The following is a 24525-nucleotide window of genomic DNA, read 5'->3' as shown; positions in this document are numbered from 1 at the left end:
AAGGACTTTCGGAGCATCCCGCACCATGACCGTACGCAAGAACCAGGCCACGCTGACCGCCGACGAGAAGAAGCGATTCGTCGATGCCGTCCTCGAACTCAAGCGCAGCGGACGCTACGACGAGTTCGTCAGCACGCACAACGAGTTCATCATGTCGGACACCGACACCGGCGAGCGGACCGGCCACCGCTCCCCGTCCTTCCTGCCCTGGCACCGCAGATTCCTGCTCGACTTCGAGCAGGCGCTGCAAGCGGTGGACTCCTCGGTCGCGCTGCCGTACTGGGACTGGAGCACCGACCGCACGCTGCGGGCCGGGCTGTGGGCGCCGGACTTCCTCGGCGGCACCGGGCGCAGCACGGACGGCCGGGTGATGGACGGCCCGTTCGCCGCCGCGGCGGGCAACTGGCCGATCAGCATACGGGTCGACGGCCGTACCTTCCTGCGCCGCTCGCTCGGCACGGCCGTGCGCGCGCTGCCGACACCGGCGGAGGTGGAGTCGGTGCTGTCGATACCGACGTACGACATGGCGCCGTACAACAGCGCCTCGGACGGCTTCCGCAACAACCTGGAGGGCTGGCGCGGGGTCAATCTGCACAACCGGGTCCACGTCTGGGTCGGCGGCCACATGGCGACCGGGGCTTCCCCCAACGACCCGGTGTTCTGGCTGCACCACGCCTACGTCGACAAGCTGTGGGCCGCGTGGCAGCAGCGGCATCCGGACGCGGCGTATGTGCCCGCGGGCGGCACGCCGGACGTCGTCGACCTGAACGAGACGATGAAGCCGTGGAACGACGTGCGCCCGGCGGATCTGCTGGACCACACGAAGTTCTACACGTTCGACAGCTGAGGACGTCCGGCGGCGGCTGAAGCCGGCCGGACCCGGCTGATCAGGCCTCGGCGGTGCGGCACTCCGGGTGGCCCCAGCCCTGCGCGTTCTTGGCGATGGACTCGCCGGCCGCGTAGGAGCGACCGCACAGGCAGCGGCCGGGGAACTTCGCCTTGATGGTGCGGGAGGACGTACGGGAGGTCGCTCCACCGCCGGTACGGCGCGGCGCGTTCTTGCGCGGGGCCGCCGCCTTCGGGGTGTCGGGCGACGGCGGCGGTTCGGCGGAGCCGAGCGCGCTGCCGGCCGGCTCCTGGACGGAGGCGGCCTGGCTGGCGGCACGGTCGGCGAAGTCGTTCAGCGGATCGCCGTCGACCTGGTGCGCCGGGACGTAGCGGAACTCCACCGACCGGCCGTCGAGCAGCTCGTCGATGCGCACGACCAGGTCCTGGTTGGCGACCGGTTTGCCGGCGGAGGTCTTCCAGCCGTTGCGCTTCCAGCCGGGCAGCCAGGTGGTGACGGCCTTCATCGCGTACTGGGAGTCCATGCGGATCTCCAGCGGCACGTCCGGCTCGACGGCCGTGAGCAGCCGCTCCAGGGCCGTGAGTTCGGCGACGTTGTTGGTGGCCCGGCCGAGCGGGCCCGCCTCCCAGCGGGCGGCGGTCCGCTCGTCGTCGGAGACCACCCACGCCCATCCCGCCGGTCCCGGGTTTCCCTTCGAAGCCCCGTCGCACGCGGCCACCACACGTTCACGCATGGGCACGATCATCCCACGCCCGGGCCGGACCCCGTCACGGGCGGGTCAGACGTCCTTGGTCTTCGGCATCTCGCCTTCCGTGGTGGTGATGTCGATCACCGAGAAATTCGCGCCCTGCGGGTCGCTCAGCGCCGCGAACCGGCCGAAGGGGCTGCTCATCGGCCCGAAGCGGAGGACACCGCCGAGCTTGGTGGCGCGCGCCACGGCCTCGTCGCAGTCGTCGACGGTGAAGTAGACATTGATGTACGACGGCACCTCGGGCGGGAAGTCGTCGGTCATCCGCATCCGGCCGAGGACGGTGTTCTCGCCGATGTCGAACATCCGGAAGTCGACGGCCTGGTCCTCGATCTGCTTCATCCGGTACGGGAAGACGGCGGAGAGGAAGGTGTCGGCCTTCTCGGGCTCCCGGGTGAAGACCTCCGCCCAGCAGTAGGCACCCGGGGTCGCGACCGCCTCGAAGCCCTCATGAGTGCCGGCCTGCCAGACGCCGAAGACGGCTCCGCTGGGCTCCCGGGCCAGGCACATCGTGCCGAAGTCGCCGACCTGCATCGGCTCCATCAGCACCTCGCCGCCGTTCTCCCTGATTTTGCGCGCGGTGGCGGCGGCGTCCGGCGAGGCGAAGTACAGGCACCACTGCGACGGCCCCTCCTGGCCGGGCATGGGCGGGACGACGGCGGCGACCGCCTTGCCGTCCGCATAGGCCTGCGTGTAGTTGCCGTACTCCGACGACGACTCGCCGAAGGTCCAGCCGAGGACATCGCTGTAGAAGCGCTTGGCTCCCTCGACGTCGCTGAACATCGCATCGGCCCAACAGGGCGTTCCCTCGGGTTGTACGGCCATGCTCGCGGCCCTCCTGGTGTATGTCCCGTACGGATGATCCACGCCTCGGGCGCTACGTCCCGAAACTCACGCTAGCCATCCCCCCGGCGCCCCGCGCGCCGAACACCCACCCCGGGCCCGAGCCGACGCCGGACCACCCGATCCGCCGGGAACGCGCATCGGCGGCGTCGCGGCGGAGCGGCAGACACGGCCGGCCGCGTACCGGGCGGCGCGACCGTGGCGGGCCACACCGGCGTGAGCGGGGGCGCACCACACCGGCGTGAGCGAAGGCGTGGTGCACCGGCGCGCGGGCACGCCGTTCGGCGGGCGCGCCCATATTGGCAGGTTTACGCACCTGAGTGGCGGGTTCCGCCCCCTTCGCGCTGTATCGGGCACCTCACGAGGACTGTTTGGCTTGGCCCGGGTGCAGGACCACCACGGTCACCACCCATCGATCCCGGCCACCCCTGTACACAAGCAGCTCCGCTGGAGGGAATGTGACCACACCGGACAGCGCCACCGGTTCCGCCGTCGACGAACCCGCCCCCGAACCCGCGGCCGACGGGCAGCTCACCAGCCTCAGCACCCGGGCGGCACGCCAGCTCGCCACGACCACCAAGTCCGAACCGCAGATGCAGGCCATCACCTCACGATGGCTGCTGAAGACCCTGCCGTGGGTGGACGTCAAGGGCGGCGCCTACCGGGTCAACCGCCGCCTCCAGCTGCGCACGGGGCGCGGCCGGGTGCACTTCGAGCAGAACGGCGCCGACGACATCCGGGTCATTCCCGAGACGCTGACCGAGCTGCCGATCCTGCGCGGCTACCCGGACATCGAGGTGCTGCGGGAGGTCGCCGGCCGTTTCCAGCCCCGCGAGGTGCGCGCCGGGCAGGTGCTGTTCGAGGCCGGCCAGCCCGTGACCGAGGCGTATCTGGTCGTGCACGGCCGGTTCACCCGGTACACCTCCGGCAAGTACGGCGATGAGGAGATCACCGGGGTCGTCACCGACGGTGACCAGATGGGCGACGAGGCGGTCGGACAGTCCGACCCGCTGTGGCTGGCCTCGGTGCGGGCCGAGACCGCGGGTGTGGTGCTCGCGCTGCCCTGGACCGTCGTGCAGGAGTTCACCGAGCGGGTGCCGTCCCTCGCGGCGCATCTCCAGGCGTATGTCGATCGCCAGAACAAGCCCATGAACCGCAAGGGCGAGGCCGAGGTGCCGGTGCAGGCCGGCCATGTCGGCGAGCCCACACTGCCCGGCGGCTTCGTGGACTACGAACTCGCCCCGCGCGAATACGAGTTGTCCCTCACCCAGGCCGTGCTGCGGGTGCACACCCGGGTCGCCGACCTCTACAACCATCCGATGGACCAGACCCAGCAGCAGCTCCGGCTCACGGTCGAGGAGATCCGCGAGCGCCAGGAGTGGGAGCTGGTCAACAACCGGGAGTTCGGGCTTTTGCACAACGTCGACTACGGCCAGCGGATCAGCACCTTCACCGGCCCGCCGACCCCGGACGACATGGACGAACTGCTCTCCATGCGGCGCAAGACGAAGGTTTTCCTCGCCCATCCCAAGGCGATCGCGGCGTTCTTCCGACAATGCAACCGGCGTGGCCTGGTTCCCGGGACCGTGAGCGTGGACGGCCACGAGGTACCGGCGTGGCGCGGTGTGCCGATCTTCCCCTGTGGCAAGATCCCGATCAGCGACGACCACACCAGCAGCATCATCGCCCTGCGCACCGGCGAGGCCGACCAGGGGGTCATCGGCCTCTATCAGACCGGCATCCCGGAAGAGCATCAACCAGGCCTGAACGTCCGGTTCATGGGCATCGACTCTGCCGCGATCGTCAACTACCTAGTGACCGCGTACTACTCGCTGGCCATCCTCGTGCCCGACGCGGCCGGGATTCTGGAGAACGTCCAGATCGGCCGGCTCTCCGAATGACCGCCTGGAGCGCCCCATGACCACAACAGCGACCGCCTACCAGCTACCCGGCCCGCCCAGCCTCGCCCAGAGCCTGCGGGCTCGGCGCACCGGAGCGATCCCGGGACTGCTGTACCGGCCGGCGGTGCCCGCCGACCCGGACAAGGCGGCCGAGGTCGACCGCCGCCTGGAGAGCTGGGCCCGGGACCTGGACCTGTTCCCCGCGTCCTGGACGGGGGACTTCTCCGGCTTCCAGTTCGGCCGGGCCGTCGTACTGCAGCATCCGGGCGCGCTGGACCTGGACCGCCTGACGGCCGCCGGCAAGTTCCTGCTCGCCGAGAACATCGTCGACTCCTGCTACTGCGAGGAGGACGAGGGCCGGGGCGGATCGCGGCGTGGTCTGGGCGGCCCGCTCATCATCGCCCAGTCGGCGCTCGACCCCTACCACGGCGTCCCGGAGGTGGAGGCCGAGTGGCGCGAGGGCATCCAGGCCGACGGCCCACTGCGCTCGTACCACTTCGCCCTCGAGGACTACGCGACCTTCGCCTCGCCCAGCCAGACCAGCCGCTTCGTGTACGACATCGCCCGGCTGCACCTGGGCTATCTGGGCGAGGCCGCCTGGATGGAGACGAAGTACATGCCGCGGGTCTGGGAGTACCTGGTGATGCGGCAGTTCAACAACTTCCGCCCCTGTCTGACGCTCGTCGACTCCGTGGACGGCTACGAACTGCCCGAGCAGGTCTACGCCCGCCCCGAGATCCAGCGGATCACCGCCCTCGCCAGCAACGCCACCACGCTCGTCAACGACCTGTACTCCTTCACCAAGGAGCTGGCCAGCGACCCCACCCACCTCAACCTGCCCCAGGTCATCGCCGCCAACGAACGGATCGGTCTGAAGGCCGCGTACCTGAAGGCCGTCGAGATCCACAACCGGATCATGGAGGCCTTCGAGGAGGAGGCGGCCGCGCTGTCGGCCAGCTCGCCCCTGGTGGAGCGCTACGCCCAGGGCCTGGCCTCCTGGGTGTCCGGCAACCACGAGTGGCACGCCACCAACACCCACCGCTACCACCTGCCCGACTACTGGTAAGAACCGCGTCATTTCGAACCACCGTCACATGCGCCACGAGGAGCCACCGTTGACCACTGCCCCTGTCGCCCGGACCACTCCCGTTCCCGTCCCGGCCCAGTCCACCTACCAGACCCGGGTCGCCGACTACTGGAACGCCGAGGAGAACCCGGTCAACCTCGAACTCGGCAGGATCGACGACCTGTACCACCACCACTACGGCATCGGAGCGGCCGACCGGTCGGTCCTCGACGAATCCGATCCGGCCCTGCGCCGGGAGCGCATCACCACCGAGCTGCACCGCCTGGAGCACGCCCAGGCCGAGTTGCTCGCCTCGCACCTCGGCCCGCTCTCCCCCGCCGACCGCGTCTTCGACGCCGGCTGCGGGCGCGGCGGCGGCAGTGTCGTGGCGCATCTGCGCTACGGCTGCCATGCCGACGGCGTCACCATCTCGGCGAAGCAGGCCGACTTCGCCAACGAACAGGCCCGCGACCGCGGTATCCACGACAAGGTGCGCTACCACCACCGCAACATGCTCGACACCGGCTTCGAGACCGGTGCGTACGCGGCGTCCTGGAACAACGAGTCCACCATGTACGTCGAGCTGGACCTGCTGTTCGCCGAGCACGCCCGGCTGCTGCGCCGCGGCGGACGCTATGTGGTGATCACCGGCTGCTACAACGACACCTACGGACAGGCCTCGCGCGAGGTGTCGCTGATCAACGCCCACTACATCTGCGACATCCACCCACGCTCGGAGTACTTCAAGGCGATGGCCCGCAACCGTCTGGTGCCGGTCCACGTGGAGGATCTCACCGAGGCCACGATCCCCTACTGGGAGCTGCGCAAGCAGGCCGGCCATCTGGTCACGGGCATCGAGAACACGTTCCTCGACGCCTACCGCAACGGCAGTTTCCAGTACCTGCTGATCGCTGCCGACCGGGTCTGAGCCCGCGGGAAATCCCGTCGACAGCGAGGGCGTCGAGGCGCTGGGATGGGCCGCGATGAGTACTCATGACGACCCGAGGCCGCAGAAGATGCACGCGGACGAGGTCGACCTCGACGCCCCGCTGGTCCAGCGTCTGATCGCCCGCCGGTTCCCGCGCTGGGCCGCCCTGCCCGTACGACGGCTCGCGTCCTCCGGGACCGAGAACGCCATGTTCCGGCTGGGCACCGACCTGCTGGTACGGCTGCCCCGGCGGCCCGGCGCCGTACCGGACCTGCGGCACGAGCAGCGCTGGCTGCCCCGGCTCGGGCCGCTGCTGCCGGTGGCCGTGCCCGATCCGGTGGGCCTCGGCGAGCCGGACCAGGGCTTTCCCTGGCCCTGGTCCGTCTACCGCTGGCTGGCGGGGCGCAATCCGACGGCGGGCGCCGTGCCGGATCCGGAGCGGCTGGCAGAGGACCTCGCGGCGTTCGTGCGCGCGCTGCGCCGGATCACCCCGCGGGACGCGCCGCCCGGCTACCGGGGCGGTCCGCTGCGGGACCGGGACGAGGCCACCCGCGCGGCCGTCGCCGAGCTGGGCGGACGGGTCGACGGCGGCGCGGTCACGGCCCTGTGGGAGCGGTCTCTGAGCGCTCCGGAGCACACCGGGCCACCGGTGTGGGCCCACGGGGACCTCTCCCCCGGGAACGTGCTGGTCGACGAAGGACGGCTGAGCGCGGTCATCGACTTCGGCTGCGCCGGAGCCGGCGATCCGGCCGTGGACCTGATCGTGGCCTGGAACCTGCTGCCCTCGTCCGTACGGGACGGCTTCCGCGAGGCCGTCGGCGCGGACGACGCGGAGTGGGCGCGAGGGCGGGGCTGGGCGCTGTCGATCTCGCTGATCCAGCTGCCGTACTACTGGGACACCAACCCGGCCCTGGCCGAGAACTCCCGGCATGTGATCACCGAGATTCTCGCCGAGGCCGGGTGAGGGACCTCGCTGGTGTGGGGGCGCGGGCCGAAGGGCCGCTACTCCCCCGCTACTCCCCCTCGTACGCGGCGTCCAGTGCGGCCACGTCCAGCTTCCCCATGCCCATCATGGCTTTGAAGGCGCGAGCCTTCTTCTCCTGGTCGGGGGCGTGGACCATCTCGGGCAGCCGGTCGTAGACGACCTGCCAGGAGAGGCCGAACCGGTCCTTGAGCCAGCCGCAGGGGCCGCCCTCGCCGCCGTTCTCGGTGAGCTTGGTCCAGTAGTAGTCGATCTCCGCCTGGTCGGCGCAGAGGATCTGGAAGGAGACGGCCTCGTTGAACTTGAACTGGGGGCCGCCGTTGAGCGCGAGGAACTTGTGGCCGTTGGCCGTGAACTCGACGGTCAGCACGGAGCCGGTCTCACCGGGCCCGGCGTCGGTGTAGTGGCTGACCCGGCCGATGCTGGAGTTCTTGAAGACCGAGACGTAGAACGCGGCGGCCTCCTCGGCCTGGCCGTCGAACCACAGACATGTGAGGAATCCGTCGGTGGTCATGAGTACCTCCTGGGTGGGGAACGCGGTCGTGAGTGTGGACCGGTCCTCACCGCGAAACTCATCGGCCGGGCCGCCGGTTAATCCCGACGGGTGAGCGGCGAACCCGCCTAGCATCCCGATCATGACCTCCACACCTGCCGACACACCTGCCGACACACCTGCCGAACGCATCGAGCCCTTCCGGCTGTCCGTCCCGCAGCGCGACCTCGACGACCTGTACGACCGTCTCGACCGCACCCGCTGGCCGGCCGAACTGCCCGGAGCCGGCTGGGAGTACGGCGTCCCGGCCGGGTATCTGCGGGAGCTGGTCCGGTACTGGCGGCACACGTACGACTGGCGTGCCGCCGAGGCCGAGCTGAACCGGTGGCCGCAGTTCACCACCATGATCGACGGCGCCCGTATCCACTTCGCCCATATCCGCTCGCCCGAGCCGGACGCCACGCCGCTGGTGATCACCCATGGCTGGCCGGGCTCGATCGTGGAGTTCCTGGACCTGGTCGGCCCGCTCACCGACCCGGTGGCGCACGGCGGCGACGCGGCGGACGCCTTCCATGTCGTGCTGCCGAGCATCCCCGGCTTCGGGCTGTCCGGGCCCACTACGGAGCGGGGCTGGGAGGCGCGCAGGGTGGCCGACGCCTGGGTGGAGCTGATGCGGCGGCTCGGCTACGAGCGGTTCGGGTTGCAGGGCGGCGACTGGGGCGCGGCGATCTCACGCGAGCTGGGCCGCGCGCATCCGGAGCGGGTGATCGGGGTCCACCTCAATCTGCTGCCGGGCGCGCAGGCGCTGACCGAGCCGACCGGGGAGGAACTGGCCGCGCTCGGCCCCGAGGAGCGGGAGCGGACACTGCGGTCCTGGCGCCGGTGGGACGAGTGGTTCCGCGAGGGCGCCGGGTACGCCGCCCTGCAGTCCACCCGTCCGCACACCCTCGGCTACGCCCTGACGGACTCGCCCGTCGGTCAACTCGCCTGGATCGTCGAGAAGTTCCGGGAGTGGACGGACTGCGCGGAGCTGCCGGAGGAGGCGGTGGACCGGGACCGGCTGCTCACCGACGTGATGCTGTTCTGGCTCACCGGAACGGCCGGTTCGTCCGCCCGCATCTACTACGAGCGGGCGCACGCCACCGGCGACCGGACCGCCCGGCCGGCCGAGCCGTCGAGCGCGCCGACCGCACTGGCCGTGTTCCCGGCCGATCCCCAGATCCCGCTGCGGCACAAGGCGGAGCGCACCGAGAACCTCGTGCGCTGGACGGAGTTCGACCGGGGCGGGCACTTCGCGGCCATGGAGGAGCCGGACCTGCTGATCGGCGACGTCCGGGCGTTCTTCCGGCAGCTCCGGGAGAGGTGACCCGGCCGCGGGGGTGCGCCGGCAGCTGCTCCGCTGCGCCATGGCCGGCCGAGGCGCCGGTACGGCTCAGGCGGCCAGGCAGAGCCCGTCGTAGGAGCGGTGCGGCAAGGTGGCAGGGCGGCGGTACGGGGCGGTGGCCGGCCGACGCTGTGCGGCCGTACGCCGGGTCAGCTCGCCGTGGGTCAGGGAGAGCAGGTCGCCAAGGCCCAGGCCGAGCGCGTGCGCCGCGGCGGCGAGCACCTCCGAGGAGGCCTCCTTGCGGCCGCGCTCGACCTCGGACAGGTAGGGCAGCGAGATCCCGGCCGTGTCGGCCACGTCCTTGAGGGTGCGGTCCTGCGCCCGCCGCTCGCGGCGCAGCACCTCACCGACCAGATCGCGCCACAGCGGCTCCTTGCTCCCCGTGGGCTCGGAGGAGCTCTCCGCGGGCTCGGACGCGGGCCGCGCCGGACGGACGGGCGCGGGTCGCAGGGGGATCACTCGGGCTTCGTCACTCGCTCGCTCGTTCACCCACGTCAGCCTAGGAGCCGCGGGGCGTGGATCAAGGGCCCCGCATTGCGCCCTGAGGGAAACGCATGGAACGCCGGGTTCCGGGTACCCGGGGCACACGTCGGGGAATACACCGCGCCCGCCGGGGCAGCCGCAGCACCGTGACTTTCGTGGGAGAGGCAATGACAACCGCCGGGATCCGGTCCGAAGCAGAGGTCACCGAGATCACGGACCCGGCGTCCGTCGCACCACGTGACGCACGGGAGCTGTCCCGTCACTTCTTCCGCCGGCTGACGGAGCTGGAGGAGGGCACGCACGCCCACCAGTACGCGCGCAACACCCTCATCGAGATGAACATGTCACTGGTGCGGTACGCGGCCGGACGGTTCCGGGGCCGCGGCGACGACATGGAGGACGTCGTCCAGACCGGCATGATCGGCCTGATCAAGGCCATCGACCGGTTCGAGCTGGCCCGCGAGGTGGAGTTCACCACCTTTGCGCTGCCCTACATCATCGGCGAGATCAAACGGTTCTTCCGGGACACCACCTGGGCGGTGCACGTGCCGCGCCGGCTCCAGGAGCTGCGGGTGGAGCTGGCCAAGGCGCGCGAGGAGCTGGCCGGCCGGCTGGACCGGGACCCGACGGTGGCCGAGCTGGCGACGCTGATGAACATCTCCGTGGACGAGGTGGTCGAGGCCCAGCTCGCCGCCAACGGGTACCACTCCGCCTCCCTGGACGCCGCGCTGTCCGGCGACGGGCCGGAGGACGGCGAGGCGGTGCTCGCGGACTTCATCGGCGTGGAGGAGGACGGGCTGCGGCTCGTCGAGGACGTCCACGCGCTCGCCCCGCTGATGGCGGAACTGAGCGAGCGGGACCGGCGGATCATCCATCTGCGGTTCGTCGAGGAGGCCACCCAGGCGGAGATCGGGGAACGGCTCGGCTGCTCCCAGATGCATGTGTCCCGGCTGATCAAGCGGATCATCACCCGGCTGCGCCGGGGGATGCTCGGCGAACTCGGCTGCCGCTGACCCGCACGGGTGCCGCGGCCGGCCCTCACGGAGTCAGTGGCCCTCACGGAGTCAGTGCGAAGCGGGCGCGCACCCGCTTGCCGACGGGCACGCGCTCCACGGTGACCTCCGAGGCCAGGGCGTAGACGATCTCCAGCCCGTGCCGTCCGACGCGTTCGGGGTCCCTGGGGTAGGGGCGGGGCAGGGCGGAGTCGCTGTCGTAGACGCACACCGTGACCGCGCTGTCGGTGCCTTCGAGCTCCAGGATGTACGGGCCGTTGCTGTGCCGCTCGGCGTTGGTGACGAGTTCGCTCACCACCAGGAGCAGCTCGCCGTCGGCCCGGCGGTCGGCGGTGGCGCACCACTCGGTGCGCAGCTGCTCCAGGAACCGGGACGCGAAGGCGCGCGCCTCGGCGATGCTTCCGGGTTCGCCGGTGAAGTGGGCCGCGCGTCGCAGCGGTTCCACGGGAACGTCGAAACCAGTCGGTATCACTGCTCCGCCCAGGTGCTTGATCATGCTGTCTCTCTCGAAAGACCGTCCGGCCGGTCGTCTGTTGCACCTGTCCTCGTACCCCGAGCCGGGCAAGGCAGTCCCCCGGGGCGTTCGCCGAGCGCTCACAGTGGCGATGGTCACGCTGCCCGAAGCCACGCCCCTCACCCCGAGGGCGACACCTGCGGCTCCTGCTGGGTGGGCGCGACCGACGACTCGCCGGGCGTCCCGGGGGGCACCGGCCCGGGGACGGACTGCTCCGAGGAGGGCGGCGCGGAGGAGGCGGGCTGCTGCTGCGACGACTGCTGGGGGGAGGTCTCGGTCGACGTCTCGCTCGACGGTGGGCCTGCGGACGGTGACGCCGGCCCGGCGGAAGAGGTCTCGGTCGACGCCGACGCCGACTGCGACTCCGGCGGCGTGGCCTGCGGCGACGTCGATTCCGTCGACGTCGACTCCGACGGTGAGGACGACGGCTTCGACTCCGAAGGCGACGGCGACGAAGGCGAGGACGACGGGGACGACGGGGACGAACTCGACGACGGGGACGAGGAAGGCGAGGCGGACGACGCGGAGGAACTCGGCGAGGACGAGGACGAAGGGGAAGGCGAAGACGACGTCGACGGGCTCGGCGTGCCCGACGTGGAGCGGCAGGGCGACGGCGTGGCGCCCGCACCCGGGGGCGGGCACGGCGGCGGGTTCCACGGGTGCGGGAACTCGGGAGGCCTGGCGTGCTGGTCGTGCCGGCCGTCGTAGTCCCCGCGGTGGCGGTGGATCCAGTCGTCGTGGTGGGCGTCGTAGAGCACGAAGACGTTGATGATCGTCGGCGCGGGGGTCACCACGACCACGTTCGCGGGCCGGTACGCCGGCCAGCGCGGGCCCACCAGCTTCGGCGCGGCCTGCTGGGCGACCGCCCCGGTCAGCGGGTTGCCGCAGGCGCAGCGCACGCGGGGTACGCCGTGGCTGTCGACCAGCACGGCGGTGCCCGCCTGGAGCACCGACTGGTAGGCGGTGGCGGCGCCGGCCCGGTAGCCGTGGTTGGTGACGCGGGTGTCGACGCGCAGCTGGACCGGGGTCAGCGAGCGCAGATAGGCGGGTACGCCGGAGGGCTGGACGCCGACCACGGAGGCGAATGCCTTCTCCTTGCCCGAGTCGCTCTGGAGGAACCTGACCTGCTTCTCCACGTCACAGGCGGGAGTGCTCTGGGTGCCGCCGTACAGGCCTGGTGCCCCGCCTTCCACGCCCTGCACCGCGTTGGCCGCGCCGGTGGCCGCGGCGGAGGCGGAGGGCGGGGGCGGGGTGGAACTCTGCTGGGCGGTCGACTCCGTGAACGGGTCCTGGCCGCTGCTGCTCGCGGACTGCAGGAAGACCTCGCCGCCCTTGGCGGATCCGCCGCCACTCGGACGGGTGAAGACCACCGCGAGGACCACGGCGGCGACGACGGCGGCGGAGAGGGCCGCCACGCGAGGAACGGACTTCCACCACGGCCCGTGCGGCCCCTTGGCCCCGGCGCCACCACCCGGCGGTTGGCCCGGCGGTGGTCCGGAGGGAGGACGCGAGGAGCCCGACAGCGGGCCGGAGGGCGGCCCGGTCGGGCGGCCGGAAGACGGAGGTTCGGCGCTCACGAGCACTTCTTCCCGTCGCGATCACCGCGATGTGCGGCGCGATGTGCGGCTTTTCTCAGTCAAGTCCCGTTTAGTGCGTTTGGCTGCACATTGATCCCATTGTGTGTCCGAGTCCGGTGCGGCTCGCAAGCCGACGCGGACGGCCCACCCGGCGGGCGGGCTGCCGGGCCGCTGCTTAGCGTGTCAACCGTGAGCGTTCCCACCGTCTCCGCGCGGCCCGCCGCCCGCCACGGCTGGGCTCAGGCCGTGGCCGCCGTGCTGACCGGGCTGGCCGTCATGGTGCTGGTGGCGGCGCTAGGGCTGTGGGCGGCCGGAGCGGCAGAGCTGCCGGACGGCGCGTTCCCGAGGGTGGTGGCCGCGGCCTTGGTCACGGCGGTCGGCGGCAGCGTGGAGCTGTCCGGCAACGCGGGTGCGCTGGCGCAGACACACGCCGGGCTCACCGTGATCCCGCTGTCGGTGACCCTCGCCGGTGCCCTGGTGATCGCCGTGGGCTTTCTGCGCCCGCTGCGGCACCGGGCGGTCGCCTCGGCCGGGGAGCTGGCCGGCTGGGCCGCCCGGATCGCGCTGCTGTGGCTGCTCGCGCTGATCGGCCTGGCCCTCGCCGCCCGGCAGACCTTCGCCGTGGACGTGGGCAGCGGCACCCTCAGCGATCTGACCGGGCTGTTCGACGCGACGCCGAAGGTCGGGTTCACCACGGAACTGCCGCTGACGGTGCTGTTCGGACTGCTGTGGCTGGCCGGAGTGCTGCTCCTGGCACTGCTGGTCGCGCGCGGGGCGCCGCTGCCGGGGCGGTTGCTGCGGTTCCAGGAGTCGGTGCGTCCGGCGGCCCGCGCGATGGTGGAGCTGCTGCTCGCGTACGTCGTGGTCGGCCTGATCACCGCGCTGCTCACGGCCGCCACGCGCGGGCACGTCGCCGCCACGTTCGCGCTGATCCTGCTCGGCCTGCCCAACCTGATGTGGCTGGCCCTCACCCTCGGCCTGGGGGCGACCTGGAACGGCCGGGTGTCCGGCCCGTTCGGGCTGCCAATGCCGCACATCATGGACGAGATCCTGCGCACCCCGAACGTCTCCGCCCTGAATCTGCGCTCACTGACGGACTACGACGGCCGGATGTGGTGGCTGCTGATCATGGCCGCGCTGCTGCTGCTCGCCGTCGCCTTCCGGATGGCGGTCCGCTCCCCGGCCCGGATCCAGCTGTGGCAGCACGCCGCGCATCTGGCCGTCGCGCTGGCACTGACCATGCTGATGATCTGTCTGACCGGCCGGGTCTCGGCGCACTACGGGCTCTCCCTGTTCGGCATCGGCGACCTGGGCGGCGGGCTGTCCGGGGAACTCTTCCTCGAACCCCGGCTGTGGCAGACCGTGGGCCTGGGCGCGCTGTGGGGACTGGTCGCCGGCTTCCTGGGCGGTCTGCTGGCCCGACCGGTGCAACGACGCGGCGAGGTGAGCGGGGCGGGGAACGCGAGCGGGCCTTAGGAGGTGAGCCGGCCTCAGGGCGGGAACACCGGGTCGGCCCAGTGCGGGGGGCTCGGGGCCTCGGGCGCCGGGTGGTCCGTCTCCGTGTCGGCCTCCGCCGTCGGGCGCACCTCGGCGGGGCGGGCGGCGGGTGCCATGGCGGTGCGCAGGGCATCGACGTAGGCGAGGCAGGTGGCGTGGCGGGCGTCCGGGGCCTTGGCGAGGGCCTTGGCGAAGACCGGGTCGACGGACGGGGGAAGCTCGGCGCGGGCCTCGCTCGGCGGGGGCGGGTCGTCGTACTGGTGGGCCCAGAGCAGGGCCATGTCGTCCTCGCGCTGGAACGGGGGACGGCCGGCGAGGCACTCGTAGACGACGCAGGCCAGGCCGTAGACGTCACAGCGGCCGTCGACCGGGCGGCCGGAGATCTGCTCGGGGGCCACGTAGTCGAGGGTGCCGACGAACTGCCCGACGCTGGTGAAGCCGGTCAGGGACAGCGACTTCTTGGTGAGCCCGAAATCGGTGAGGTACACGTGCTCGGGGTGGTCGCTGTCGATGCCCTCGGCGATCAGGATGTTGCCGGGCTTGACGTCCCGGTGGACCAGGCCGTGCTCGTGGGCGGCGTCGAGGGCGGAGGCCACCTGTGCGGCGATCCTGACGGCGTGCGGCAATGGCAGCGGTCCGCGCTGGTCGAGGAGGCGGCGCAGGTCGCTGCCGGGGACGTAGCGCATCGCGATGTAGAGCACGCCGTCGGTCTCACCGGCCTCGAAGACCGGCACGATGTGCGGGTGGTCGATCGCGGCGGCCACCTGGGACTCGTGGGTGAAGCGTTTGCGGAAGGTGTCGTTGCGGGCGAGTTCGGGGGCGAGCAGCTTGAGGGCGACCGTGCGGTCCAGGCGCAGATCGCGGGCGCGGAAGACGACGGCCATGCCGCCGCGCCCGATCTCGCTCTCCACCAGGTAACTCGCGACCTGCCGGCCGATGAGTTCCGAGGGCCGGCCGGAGAACAGGCTGGTCTGCCGCGCCATCAGCGCTCACCTTCGGGTGCGACCAGCCGGGTCGGGGCGTGCCCGGAGTCCTCCTCGCCGGTGACCGCGCGGTCGGTGGCGCAGGTGGTCAGCCGCCGTCCGTCGCCGTAGACCCAGCGGCCCTCCTCGGGGTCGTACAGCCACATCGACTCCCCGTCGACGACGACCCCGAGCCGGAGGCCGCGGGTACGGTCCGCGAAGTCCTCGCCGTCCAGGGTGCCGGCCGCCAGTTCCTCCACCGCGGACCGGTAGTCGGTCAGGGCTTGCGCGGCCCGGGTCAGCAGGGGCAGCGGGTCAGCGGTACCGCCGGTGCCCTCGGTGGCGGGCGGGTCCTCCGGTACGGCGATCAGCCGACGGCCGTCGACCCAGGCGCCCCAGCCGTTGGAGCAGCGGATGTACGCCCAGTCGCCGCGCCGCTCCACCAGCTCGACCGGCAGCAGCGGGTCGAGGGGCACGGTGGGCCGGGCCGGGTCGGGGGCCGCCCAGGCGGGCATACCGCGCCGCGGCACGACGTGCGTGGGCTGGAATCCGGGGCTGGGCGCTTTGCTCATCGAGGCGCCTGCTTCCAGGTGGGGGCCACCGTCCGCTTCCGCGTCGGGGCCGTCGAGTGCTGTTGCGCGGGCGCCAACGGGTGCCTCCCCATGGACACCGACGCACGATTCCCCATGAACGCCGTCACACGCTGCCGCGTGGACGCCAACGGGGGGTTCGACGTGGACGCCGTCGGGTGCCTTGGCTCGGGGGCCATCGGGTGCTTTGGCGTGGGAGCCATCGTGCCTGCCTACTTCCGCATCACGGCGGGCTCGTGGCGGCGCAGCAGCCGGGCGACCGCGAGCCCGTAGAGGACGGACAGCACCACCAGCATGCCCAGGTCGAGCAGCCAGACGCCCGCCGAGTGCCGGTAGAGCGGATCGGCGGTCAACTCGCCGGGCACGATCCGGGACAGCCCGACCGTGCCGGCCATGGCACCGAGCGCCCAGCGGGAGGGGACGAGCCAGGACAGCTGCTCAAGACCCGGCACGCCGTTGAGCTTGAGGAGTGCTCCGCAGAACACGACCTGGACGATGGCCAGCAGCACCAGCAGCGGCATCGTCACCTCCTCCTTGCGCACCAGCGCGGAGACCAGCAGGCCGAGCATCATCGCGGTGAACGCCAGCAGGGCGACGGCGAGAGTGATCTCGGCGAGCGGCGGCAGCAGGACACCGCCGCCGGGGGCGTTGAGATCGACCCCGGCCAGGGCGACCAGGGTGAGGACGACGGCCTGGACGACGCTGATCGTGCCGAGCACCACGATCTTGGACATCAGATAGGCCGACCGGGGCAGGCCGACGGCGCGTTCGCGCCGGTAGACGACACGTTCCTTGACGAGTTCGCGCACCGCGTTGGCGGCGCCCGTCAGCACGGCGCCGACGCACAGGATGAGCAGCGCGTTCATCGCGGTGTCCCGGGTGAGCCGGCTGCCCGCCAGGGCGCGGGCCATGGCGCCCATGACGAACGGCAGGGCGATCATGACGAGCAGGAAGGTGCGGTCGGCGGCGAGGACGGCCGTGTAGCGGCGGACCAGAGTGCCGAGCTGGGCAGCCCAGCGGCGCGGGCGGGGCGGCGGGGCCGGGGACACAGGGGCCGGCCCCGGGTGGTGCGGCTGGGTGCTGGCCTCGGTGATGTAGTGCCGGTGGAAGGGCGACTCGCGGTACTCCCGGGCCCAGTCGCGGTCCGGGTCGCGTTCGAAGGCCTCGAAGGCCTCCGGCCACTGCTCGAAGCCGAAGAAGGCGAGGGCGTCGCCGGGCGGCCCGTAGTAGGCGACCGTGCCGCCGGGGGCCAGTACGAGGAGGCGGTCGCAGACGCTCAGGCTGAGCACGCTGTGCGTGACGACGACGACCGTGTGACCGTCGTCGGCGAGGCCGCGCAGCATGTTCATGACCGAGCGGTCCATGCCTGGGTCGAGGCCCGAGGTCGGCTCGTCCAGGAACAGCAGCGAGGGTCTGGTGAGCAGTTCCAGGGCCACGCTGACCCGCTTGCGCTGCCCGCCGGAGAGGCTGTGTACGGGCTGGTCGGCGCGCTGTGCGAGGCCGAGTTCCCGGATGACCTCGTCCACCCGGGCGCGCCGCTCGGCCCCGGCGGTGTCCTCGGGGAAGCGCAGTTCGGCGGCGTAGGACAGGGCGGCGCGCACGGTGAGCTGGGGGTGCAGGATGTCGTCCTGCGGGACCAGGCCGATGCGCTGGCGCAGCTCGGCGTAGTCGCGGTAGAGGTCGCGGCCGTCGTACAGGACGGTGCCGCGGTCGGCGGGGCGCTGCCCGGTCAGGGCGTTCAGCAGCGTGGACTTGCCGGCGCCGCTCGGTCCGACCACCGCGAGCAGGCACTTCTCGCCCACCGGGAAGGACACGTGGTCGAGGAGGATCGTGTCGCCGCGGTCGACGGTGACGGTGAGGTCCTGCACGTCGAGGGAGACCTCGCCGGTGTCGACGTACTCCTGGAGTTCGTCGCCGACCAGGCAGAACGCCGAGTGGCCGACGCCCACGATGTCGCCGGGGCCCACGGGTGCGCGGGTGACGGGCCGGCCGTTGAGGTAGGTGCCGTTGTGGCTGCCGAGGTCGATGATCTCGTACGTGCCGTCGGGGTGGGCGCGCAGTTCGGCGTGGCGGCGGGAGACGATCAGGTCGTCCACCACGAGGTCGTTCTCGGGCGCTCGGCCGATGCGGACCGTGCGCGGGGGCAGCGGGCGGACGTTGGCGGGCCGGCGGAAGGTCCCGGTCAACAGGGGCAGCGAGACCGCGGAGGGGCGGTCGGGGGCGGGCGGCGGAGCGCCGGCGAGGACGGCGCGGGGGCCGTCGGCGGGGTTGCCGAAGCGGATCACGCTGCCGGGGCTCACACCCCACCGGTCGATCCTGTGGCCGTCGGCGTAGGTGCCGTTGGTGCTGTGCTGGTCCGTCAGGATCCAGTGATCGTGGTCGCAGCGCAGCACGGCGTGGTGCCACGAGACCCGGGCATCGTCGAGGACGATGTCGCTCAACGGGTCGCGTCCGACGTGGTAGTCCCGGCCCGGGCTCATCACCGTGGAGCCCATGTCTGTCTCCAGGACGAGTTCGGGCGCCGTCGGGGCGACCGGCCGCTCCGCCATGGTCAGAATTGTACCGATTCGCTCACATGTGCGCCCGATGCCGAGGGAGCACCGCTCCGGTCGACACGTGTCAGGCGACGGGCACGACGAGCGCCGGCAGGGTCCGCTGCATGCGCAGCGCGTCGACGGACTCGGCGAGCAGTTCGTACTCGGTGGTGTCGTCGCTGGCGGCGATCCGCACCAGCCGCCCGCCCGACAGCTCGTCGGCCACCTGCTCCTGCCGGACGTCGTCGGCGCACCAGGCACGCAGCAGGGCGGGCACGTCCGCCACCGTGTCCGCGACCGGCACGAGCGCGCCCGCCGGAAAGGCGGGGCCCTCGGGGCTCGGATCGAGGCGCTCGGCGATCCAGGAGGCCCGGTCCCGCAGCCACCACAGGGCCAGGGCCAGCGTCGGCGCGCGATAGGTGCCGAGCGGTACCCCGATGCGCCGGCCGTCGCACATGCCGTACGCCGTGACATGGCACAGGAATTCGTCGTGCACGCCTCACTCCCCCGTCGCCTCTTCAGGTGTGCCGGCCTGGGCCGTGCGGCTCCTGTGCGGTGAAGTGCCCCTGGCGTTCGAGTATCGCCACTACCGAAACACTGTCACCATGCCTTTCCGGCCAGTCTGCTGGCATATTCCCCGTCCGTTCTGGCCGGAATGCACCGGCGTGTGCGGGGCCTTCCGCATGACCAGGCAGGTGGTCGGCCCACCCGTCGGCCCTCCGGCATGGCGGTCACTCCAGACCCGCGAAGCCCCGGAACCGGGTCCGACCAGCAGGTACGGCCTCGAAGGAGGCTGATCCACCAGGGAGGCGAGCCGGCCCGCGGCTCACGGCCTGAGACGGGAGGTTTCCTCGTCCCCCGCCTCGCTCACACTGGTGGCATGCAACTGCGCATCGAAGGCCACACCCTGCCTGGCCGCCGCTGCGGGCCCGGGCCCGGCTTCCACGGAGTCAGCGGTATCGAGGTCGCCGTCCAGCGCAAGGACCGGCCCACCGAGCTGCTCGACCCACAGCCCGGCGACGCCCCGACCGTCACATGGACGCTCCCCTGCACGTTCACCGCGGACGGCGAGCTGCGCGGCCCCTATGTGCAGAACCGGCTCGGCGGACGCTTCGTCTACCTCTCCTGGCTCGGCAGGCAGCCGCAGGAGGAGGCCTCCCGGATGTTCCGGCGCGCCAAGCTGATGCTCGCCCACGTTCCGCCGGAGGTGCTCACCGAGGCACGGGAGCGCGGTGCGCTGGAGGGCCGGCTCGCCCTCACCGACGCCAAGGGGCATGCGCTGTGCGGGCGGGTGGTGCCCCCGGCGATCGTGTGGAGCGCGGGCGAGCCGTCGGACCCGTGAGCCACCGGGTGCGTGCCGGTCCCGGCGCCGGCACCCGCCCGTCCGATCCTGGCACCAGGACCCGCCCGTACGATCCCGATCCCGATCCCGATTCCGGCACCCGCCCGTCCGGTCGCCTCGCGGCCAGGGCCCCGTTGCCGGGCTACGGCCTGACGATCGCGTCGATCCGGGCCAGTTCCCCGGCGTCGAAGTCCAGGTTGCGGATCGTGCCGACGCTGTCCTCTAGCTGCTGCGGGCTGCTCGCGCCGACCAGTGCGGAGGTGACCCGGCCGCCGCGCAGCACCCAGGCCAGGGCCAGCTGGGCCAGGGTCTGGCCGCGGGACTTGGCGATGTCGTCGAGCGAGCGCAGCCGCGCGACCAGGTCCTCGGTGACGGCGTCCGAGTTGAGGAAGGGGCTGTCGCTCGCGGCCCGGGAGTCCTCGGGGATGCCGTCGAGGTAGCGGCCGGTGAGCAGGCCCTGCTCCAGCGGGGAGTAGACGATGGAGCCGACCTGGAGTGCGTCCAGGGCGTCGAGCAGGCCCTCGTCCTCGGGGCGCCGGTCGAGCATCGAGTAGCGCGGCTGGTGGATGAGGAGCGGCGTGCCGAGGTCGGCGAGGATGCGCGCGGCCTCCCGGGTCTGCTCCGCCGAGTAGTTGGAGACGCCGACGTAGAGCGCCTTGCCCTGCTGCACCGCGGAGTGCAGGGCGCCCATCGTCTCCTCCAGCGGAGTCTCCGGGTCGGGGCGGTGCGAGTAGAAGATGTCGACATAGTCCAGGCCCATGCGGGCGAGGCTCTGGTCGAGGGAGGACAACAGGTACTTGCGCGAGCCCCATTCGCCGTACGGGCCGGGCCACATGAGATAGCCGGCCTTGGTCGAGATGATCAGCTCGTCGCGGTACGGCGTGAAGTCGGCCTTCAGGGCTTCGCCGAGCGCGGACTCGGCGGCGCCGGGCGGCGGGCCGTAGTTGTTGGCGAGGTCGAAGTGGGTGACGCCCAGGTCGAAGGCGCGGCGCAGGATGGCCCGCTGGGTCTCGGCGGGCCGGTCCGGGCCGAAGTTGTGCCACAGGCCGAGGGACAGCGCGGGGAGCTTCAGTCCGCTGCGTCCGGTGCGCCGGTAGGGCATCTCGGCGTAGCGGTCGGGGTGTGCGGTGTACAACGCGACTCCAGAGGGGTGGGCACATGGTCTGGCCTGAGGCTCCCGGGAGCCGTGGACTCCTGGTCACCGCCTCCACTCTTCCCCGCCCGCCCGGCAGCGGTCCAACAGGAGAATCCGATGGAATTCAGCGACTAGGCTGCTCAATCATGGAACTGCGCCATCTCCAGCACTTCGTCGCCGTCGCCGAGGACCAGCATTTCACCCGGGCCGCCGAACGCCTGATGGTGTCGCAGTCGGGTCTGTCGGCGTCCATCAGGGCGCTGGAGCGGGAGCTGCGGGCACCGCTGTTCGTGCGCACCACCCGCCGGGTGACGCTCACCGAGGCCGGGCGGGCGCTGCTGGTGGAGGCCGAGCGGATCCTGGCGCAGGTGCGCTCGGCGCACGAGGCGGTGGCGGCGGTGCAGGGCGTGCTGCGCGGCACGCTGGCGCTGGGCACGGAGCAGTGCATCGCCGGTGTGCATGTGGCGCGGACGCTGGCCGCGTTCCGGGGCCGGCACCCGGACGTGGAGATCCGGCTGCGGCAGGCCGGTTCGGGCGCGCTGGCCGAGGAGGTCGGGGCCGGGCGGCTCGACCTCGCCTTCGCCTACCGCACCCAGGCGGACACCGACCAGCTGCGTTCGGTGTCGCTGACCAGCGAGCCGATGACCGTGCTGTGCCACCCCGGGCACCGGCTGGCCACGGCCGGCGCGGTGCTGACCCCGCAGGACCTGGCCGGTGAGGTCTTCGTGGACTTCCATCCGGACTGGGGCCCGCGCCGCACCACCGACACCGCGTTCGCCGCGGCCGGTGTCCGGCGCACGGTAGCCCTGGAGGTCAACGACGTGCACAGCCTGCTGGACCTGGTGGACGAGAACCTGGGGATCGCGGTCGTACCCCGGCACTTCCGGCACAAGCGGCCCTCGCTCACGGCGCTGCCGCTCAAGGGCACGGGCGAGGCGGAGTACGAGACCGTGGCCCTGCTGCCGCCGGACCGTGCTACCAGTCCCGCCGCCCGGGCACTGGTCGTACTCCTGGAGACGGGCGGCGGGGCAGGGGACCTGGCACCACCCCAGGACGGGCCCCAGGCCTGCTGATTCCGGCCGTCCGCCGCCGCAGACTCAAGACCGTCAGCAAGGGCGACGACGGCCAGGAGGACACCATGGCGGAACACACGCGGCGAACCGTGCCGCGCGGGACGGCCGGACTCGCGGCGGCGGGCACACTCACCGGCCTGGGCACCGGCACGCTCCGCAGGTAAGTTGACGAAGCGTCACTATCCTTTTCTGGAAGGGGCGTTCGCGCCGCCCGTCACCGAGGACCTCACGGCGCTCGACCCGCCGGTGACCGGCCGCATCCCGCACGAGCCTGACGGCCGCCCATCTGACGCCGGACGGCGGCCGAGGACGACGCATACGCGCTCGCATACGTCCACAACACGGACGGGGGCGCGGCGGGAGCTGGATTCCGGACGCGTGAGCGCCCGCTGTTTGGGATCGTGGACTCCATGCATGCAAAGGACATCCTCATCGACGGCTACGGCCGCATCCAGGAAGAAGTCCATGCCGCCCTCGACGGCCTCGGACCGGAGGAGCTGAACCACCGTCCCGCGCCCGCGGCCAACTCCATCGCCTGGCTGGTCTGGCATCTGACCCGGGTGCAGGACGACCACATCGCCGACGCCTTCGGCCTCGACCAGGTGTGGCTGAGCCAGGGCTGGGAGAAGCGGTTCGGCCTCGATCTGCCGGCCCGTGACCACGGCTACGGGCACACCCCCGCGAAGGTCGCCAAGGTCACGGTCGATTCCGCCGACCTGCTGACCGGCTACTACGACGCCGTCCACGAGCAGACCCTCGGCGCGCTGGGCTCGCTGGCCGCCAAGGATCTGGAGCGGATCGTGGACGAGCGCTGGGATCCCCCGGTCACGCTGGGGGTGCGCCTGGTGAGCGTCCTGTCCGACGACCTGCAGCACATCGGACAGGCCGCCTACCTCAGGGGGCTGCTTCAGAGCGCGGCCGCGTAACCCGGCAGGACGACGTCCTCGATGAGGGCCTTGCGCTCGTCGAACGGGATGAACGCGCTCTTGAGGGCGTTCACCGTGACCGTGCGCAGGTCCTCGACCGTCCAGCCGGCCTCCTCGACCAGCAGGGACATCTCGCGGGTCATCGTCGTGCCCGACACCAGACGGTTGTCGGTGTTGAGGGTGACCCGGAAGCCCAGGTCCTTCAGGGCCGTGATCGGGTGCTCGGCGATCGAGGTGGCGCAGCCGGTCTGCAGGTTGGAGGTGGGGCACATCTCCAGCGCGATCCGGCGGTCACGCACCCAGGAGGCGAGCCGGCCGAGCTTGCCGGCCGCGAGGTCGGGGATGTCCTCGGTCAGACGGACACCGTGGCCGATGCGCTGGGCGCCGCACACCTGCAGGGCCTGGTGGATGCTGGGCAGGCCGTGCGCCTCACCGGCGTGGATGGTGAAGGGCACGCTCTCGCGGCGCAGGTGCTCGAAGGCGGCCAGGTGGTCGGCGGGCGGGAAGCCGTCCTCGGCGCCCGCGATGTCGAAGCCGACGACACCGGCGTCCCGGTAGGCCACGGCCAGGTCGGCGGCCTCGCGGACCCGGTCGAACATCCGCATCCCGCACAGCAGGGTGCCCACCCGGACGGGGGTGCCGGCGGCGGCCGCCTTCGCCATACCGGCGGCCAGCCCCTCCTGGACGGTCTCCACGACCTCGCGGAGCGACAGCCCGCCGTTCGTGTTCAGCTCGGGGGCATAGCGCACCTCGGCGTAGACGACGCCGTCGGCGGCGAGGTCCAGCACATACTCCTCGGCGGTGCGCAGCAGACCCGCACGGGTCTGCATGACGGCGAGGGTGTGCTCGAAGGTGGCTATGTAGCGCACCAGGTCACCGGAGTTGGCGGCCTCGAAGTACCAGGCGGCCAGCTCGTCGGGGTCGGTGGTGGGCAGGGTGTGGCCGATCTCCGCGGCGAGTTCGACGACGGTGGCGGGGCGCAGGCCGCCGTCGAGGTGGTCGTGCAGGACGGCCTTGGGCAGGCGGCGGATCACTTCGGCGTCTACGCGCGTAGCAGTCATGGCGGGTCTTTCCTTGAGCAGGCGGTTCAAAGCGGTGGGAGGAGGTGTGACGGAACGGCGGGAGGAGCGTGCGGCGGAACGAGGCTCAGTCGGCGTCGGCGGGCTGGAGCAGGTCCCAGCAGTTGCCGTACAGGTCCTGGAAGACGGCGACCGTGCCGTACGGCTCGCGCCGCGGCTCCTCCAGGAAGGTCACGCCGGCCGCGGCCATCCGGGCGTGGTCGCGGGCGAAGTCGTCGGTGTGCAGGAAGAACCCGACGCGGCCGCCGGTCTGGTCGCCGACACGGGACCGCTGGGCCTCGTCCTTGGCGCGGGCGAGCAGCAGCCCGGTGCCGGCCGCGTGTGCGTTCCGGCCCTGCGGGCCCGGTTCCACGACGACCCAGCGAGAGCCGTCGGGGCGCGGGGCGTCCTCGGCCAGCCGGAAGCCGAGGGCCTCGGTGTAGAAGCGGATCGCCTCGTCGTAGTCGTCGACGACGAGGGTGACCAGGGCGACGCGTCGCATGGGACCTTCCGGTGATCGGACCTTCCGGCGGGGGTGGTTAGCGGGTGAGGTTATACGTAAAACCTCGTAGGCGCCAGTCCGTGCTCTACGCGCGTTGCCGTGGGCCGTTCCGAGGGCCTGGCCGTAC

Annotated in this window: 23 protein-coding genes and 1 pseudogene; 11 read left to right on the top strand and 13 right to left on the bottom strand. The window is 71.8% G+C overall.

The genetic code is table 11. The features are described from left to right. The first annotated feature begins 25 nt into the window (after positions 1 to 25). The gene (locus AB5L52_RS40860; protein WP_351031508.1) at positions 26 to 847 is read left to right on the top strand and encodes a tyrosinase family protein; all 822 of its coding nucleotides are present in this window, start codon (positions 26 to 28) and stop codon (positions 845 to 847) included. Between the two features lie 40 nt (positions 848 to 887). Here AB5L52_RS40860 and AB5L52_RS40855 read toward each other — a convergent pair whose 3' ends face one another. Continuing rightward, complete coding sequence (locus AB5L52_RS40855) at positions 888 to 1592, bottom strand: ribonuclease H (RefSeq protein WP_351031511.1); 705 nt, start codon at positions 1590 to 1592, stop codon at positions 888 to 890. A 33-nt stretch (positions 1593 to 1625) separates the two neighbouring features. Then, a complete protein-coding gene (locus tag AB5L52_RS40850; RefSeq protein ID WP_369368243.1) occupies positions 1626 to 2420 on the bottom strand; it encodes a VOC family protein in 795 nt (264 codons plus the stop codon). A 476-nt stretch (positions 2421 to 2896) separates the two neighbouring features. Between AB5L52_RS40850 and AB5L52_RS40845 the strand changes: the two genes are divergently transcribed. Genes AB5L52_RS40845 through AB5L52_RS40830 form a run of 4 tightly spaced genes read left to right on the top strand, consistent with a single transcriptional unit; the run spans position 2897 to position 7297 of the window. Next, positions 2897 to 4339 (top strand): family 2B encapsulin nanocompartment shell protein, encoded by a 1443-nt coding sequence (locus AB5L52_RS40845; RefSeq protein ID WP_351031517.1) that lies wholly within the window; start codon positions 2897 to 2899, stop codon positions 4337 to 4339. Positions 4340 to 4355: 16 nt separating this feature from the next. Further along, complete coding sequence (locus AB5L52_RS40840) at positions 4356 to 5405, top strand: family 2 encapsulin nanocompartment cargo protein terpene cyclase (RefSeq protein ID WP_351031519.1); 1050 nt, start codon at positions 4356 to 4358, stop codon at positions 5403 to 5405. Between the two features lie 49 nt (positions 5406 to 5454). Then, the gene (locus AB5L52_RS40835; protein WP_369368242.1) at positions 5455 to 6333 is read left to right on the top strand and encodes a geranyl diphosphate 2-C-methyltransferase; all 879 of its coding nucleotides are present in this window, start codon (positions 5455 to 5457) and stop codon (positions 6331 to 6333) included. A gap of 55 nt (positions 6334 to 6388) precedes the next feature. Then, complete coding sequence (locus AB5L52_RS40830) at positions 6389 to 7297, top strand: aminoglycoside phosphotransferase family protein (RefSeq protein WP_369368241.1); 909 nt, start codon at positions 6389 to 6391, stop codon at positions 7295 to 7297. A 49-nt stretch (positions 7298 to 7346) separates the two neighbouring features. Here the strand turns inward: AB5L52_RS40830 and AB5L52_RS40825 are convergent, their stop codons facing one another. Continuing rightward, a complete protein-coding gene (locus AB5L52_RS40825) occupies positions 7347 to 7829 on the bottom strand; it encodes a VOC family protein (RefSeq protein ID WP_351562306.1) in 483 nt (160 codons plus the stop codon). 121 nt (positions 7830 to 7950) lie between these two features. Between AB5L52_RS40825 and AB5L52_RS40820 the strand changes: the two genes are divergently transcribed. Further along, positions 7951 to 9174: an epoxide hydrolase family protein gene (locus AB5L52_RS40820; protein WP_369368240.1), complete on the top strand. Its 1224-nt coding sequence runs from the start codon at positions 7951 to 7953 to the stop codon at positions 9172 to 9174. A gap of 66 nt (positions 9175 to 9240) precedes the next feature. Here AB5L52_RS40820 and AB5L52_RS40815 read toward each other — a convergent pair whose 3' ends face one another. Further along, positions 9241 to 9681 carry a helix-turn-helix transcriptional regulator gene (locus AB5L52_RS40815; protein ID WP_351031531.1) on the bottom strand — a complete coding sequence of 147 codons (441 nt, stop codon included), beginning with the start codon at positions 9679 to 9681 and terminating at the stop codon, positions 9241 to 9243. 161 nt (positions 9682 to 9842) lie between these two features. Between AB5L52_RS40815 and AB5L52_RS40810 the strand changes: the two genes are divergently transcribed. After that, positions 9843 to 10688, top strand: a complete 846-nt coding sequence (locus AB5L52_RS40810; RefSeq protein WP_351031533.1) for an RNA polymerase sigma factor SigF — start codon at positions 9843 to 9845, stop codon at positions 10686 to 10688. 43 nt (positions 10689 to 10731) lie between these two features. On the opposite strand, the gene AB5L52_RS40805 is transcribed toward AB5L52_RS40810, so the two are convergent. Together AB5L52_RS40805 and AB5L52_RS40800 are read right to left on the bottom strand one after the other, a co-directional pair. Then, entirely contained in the window at positions 10732 to 11184 is a 453-nt protein-coding gene (locus AB5L52_RS40805; protein ID WP_351031536.1) for an ATP-binding protein, read from the bottom strand. Between the two features lie 479 nt (positions 11185 to 11663). Then, positions 11664 to 12779: pseudogene (locus tag AB5L52_RS40800) on the bottom strand (DUF6777 domain-containing protein); the annotation flags it as partial. A 180-nt stretch (positions 12780 to 12959) separates the two neighbouring features. Here AB5L52_RS40800 and AB5L52_RS40795 point away from each other — a divergent pair. Further along, complete coding sequence (locus AB5L52_RS40795; protein WP_369368239.1) at positions 12960 to 14255, top strand: streptophobe family protein; 1296 nt, start codon at positions 12960 to 12962, stop codon at positions 14253 to 14255. 14 nt (positions 14256 to 14269) lie between these two features. Here the strand turns inward: AB5L52_RS40795 and AB5L52_RS40790 are convergent, their stop codons facing one another. From AB5L52_RS40790 to AB5L52_RS40775, 4 genes are all read right to left on the bottom strand, one after another. After that, positions 14270 to 15259, bottom strand: a complete 990-nt coding sequence (locus tag AB5L52_RS40790; protein WP_351031539.1) for a serine/threonine-protein kinase — start codon at positions 15257 to 15259, stop codon at positions 14270 to 14272. After that, on the bottom strand, positions 15259 to 15810 hold the full coding sequence (locus AB5L52_RS40785) for a hypothetical protein (RefSeq protein ID WP_369368238.1): 552 nt from the start codon (positions 15808 to 15810) through the stop codon (positions 15259 to 15261). Before AB5L52_RS40785 ends, AB5L52_RS40790 begins: the two co-directional genes overlap by 1 nt. 230 nt (positions 15811 to 16040) lie before the next feature. Further along, positions 16041 to 18377, bottom strand: a complete 2337-nt coding sequence (locus tag AB5L52_RS40780) for an FHA domain-containing protein (RefSeq protein WP_369368237.1) — start codon at positions 18375 to 18377, stop codon at positions 16041 to 16043. A 70-nt stretch (positions 18378 to 18447) separates the two neighbouring features. After that, a complete protein-coding gene (locus AB5L52_RS40775; RefSeq protein ID WP_351031548.1) occupies positions 18448 to 18858 on the bottom strand; it encodes a hypothetical protein in 411 nt (136 codons plus the stop codon). Between the two features lie 384 nt (positions 18859 to 19242). Between AB5L52_RS40775 and AB5L52_RS40770 the strand changes: the two genes are divergently transcribed. Further along, the gene (locus AB5L52_RS40770) at positions 19243 to 19704 is read left to right on the top strand and encodes a DUF5990 family protein (protein WP_351031549.1); all 462 of its coding nucleotides are present in this window, start codon (positions 19243 to 19245) and stop codon (positions 19702 to 19704) included. A 142-nt stretch (positions 19705 to 19846) separates the two neighbouring features. Here the strand turns inward: AB5L52_RS40770 and mgrA are convergent, their stop codons facing one another. Beyond that, the gene (gene mgrA / locus AB5L52_RS40765) at positions 19847 to 20839 is read right to left on the bottom strand and encodes an L-glyceraldehyde 3-phosphate reductase (RefSeq protein WP_351031552.1); all 993 of its coding nucleotides are present in this window, start codon (positions 20837 to 20839) and stop codon (positions 19847 to 19849) included. A 146-nt stretch (positions 20840 to 20985) separates the two neighbouring features. Here mgrA and AB5L52_RS40760 point away from each other — a divergent pair, with 146 nt between their 5' ends. Both AB5L52_RS40760 and AB5L52_RS40755 read left to right on the top strand, forming a co-directional pair. Further along, positions 20986 to 21912 carry a LysR substrate-binding domain-containing protein gene (locus AB5L52_RS40760; protein WP_369368236.1) on the top strand — a complete coding sequence of 309 codons (927 nt, stop codon included), beginning with the start codon at positions 20986 to 20988 and terminating at the stop codon, positions 21910 to 21912. Positions 21913 to 22322: 410 nt separating this feature from the next. Next, positions 22323 to 22838 carry a DUF664 domain-containing protein gene (locus AB5L52_RS40755; RefSeq protein WP_351031557.1) on the top strand — a complete coding sequence of 172 codons (516 nt, stop codon included), beginning with the start codon at positions 22323 to 22325 and terminating at the stop codon, positions 22836 to 22838. Here the strand turns inward: AB5L52_RS40755 and AB5L52_RS40750 are convergent. Continuing rightward, a complete protein-coding gene (locus AB5L52_RS40750) occupies positions 22820 to 23899 on the bottom strand; it encodes an adenosine deaminase (RefSeq protein ID WP_351031558.1) in 1080 nt (359 codons plus the stop codon). The genes AB5L52_RS40755 and AB5L52_RS40750 overlap by 19 nt on opposite strands. Before the next feature lie 85 nt (positions 23900 to 23984). Continuing rightward, on the bottom strand, positions 23985 to 24398 hold the full coding sequence (locus AB5L52_RS40745) for a VOC family protein (RefSeq protein WP_369368235.1): 414 nt from the start codon (positions 24396 to 24398) through the stop codon (positions 23985 to 23987). Between the last annotated feature and the right edge of the window lie 127 nt (positions 24399 to 24525).

The organism is Streptomyces sp. CG4, from assembly GCF_041080655.1.
Lineage (GTDB): Bacteria > Actinomycetota > Actinomycetes > Streptomycetales > Streptomycetaceae > Streptomyces.
The sequence above is the reverse complement of the archived record's forward strand: the minus strand, read 5'-3'. Positions and strand labels throughout refer to the sequence as shown.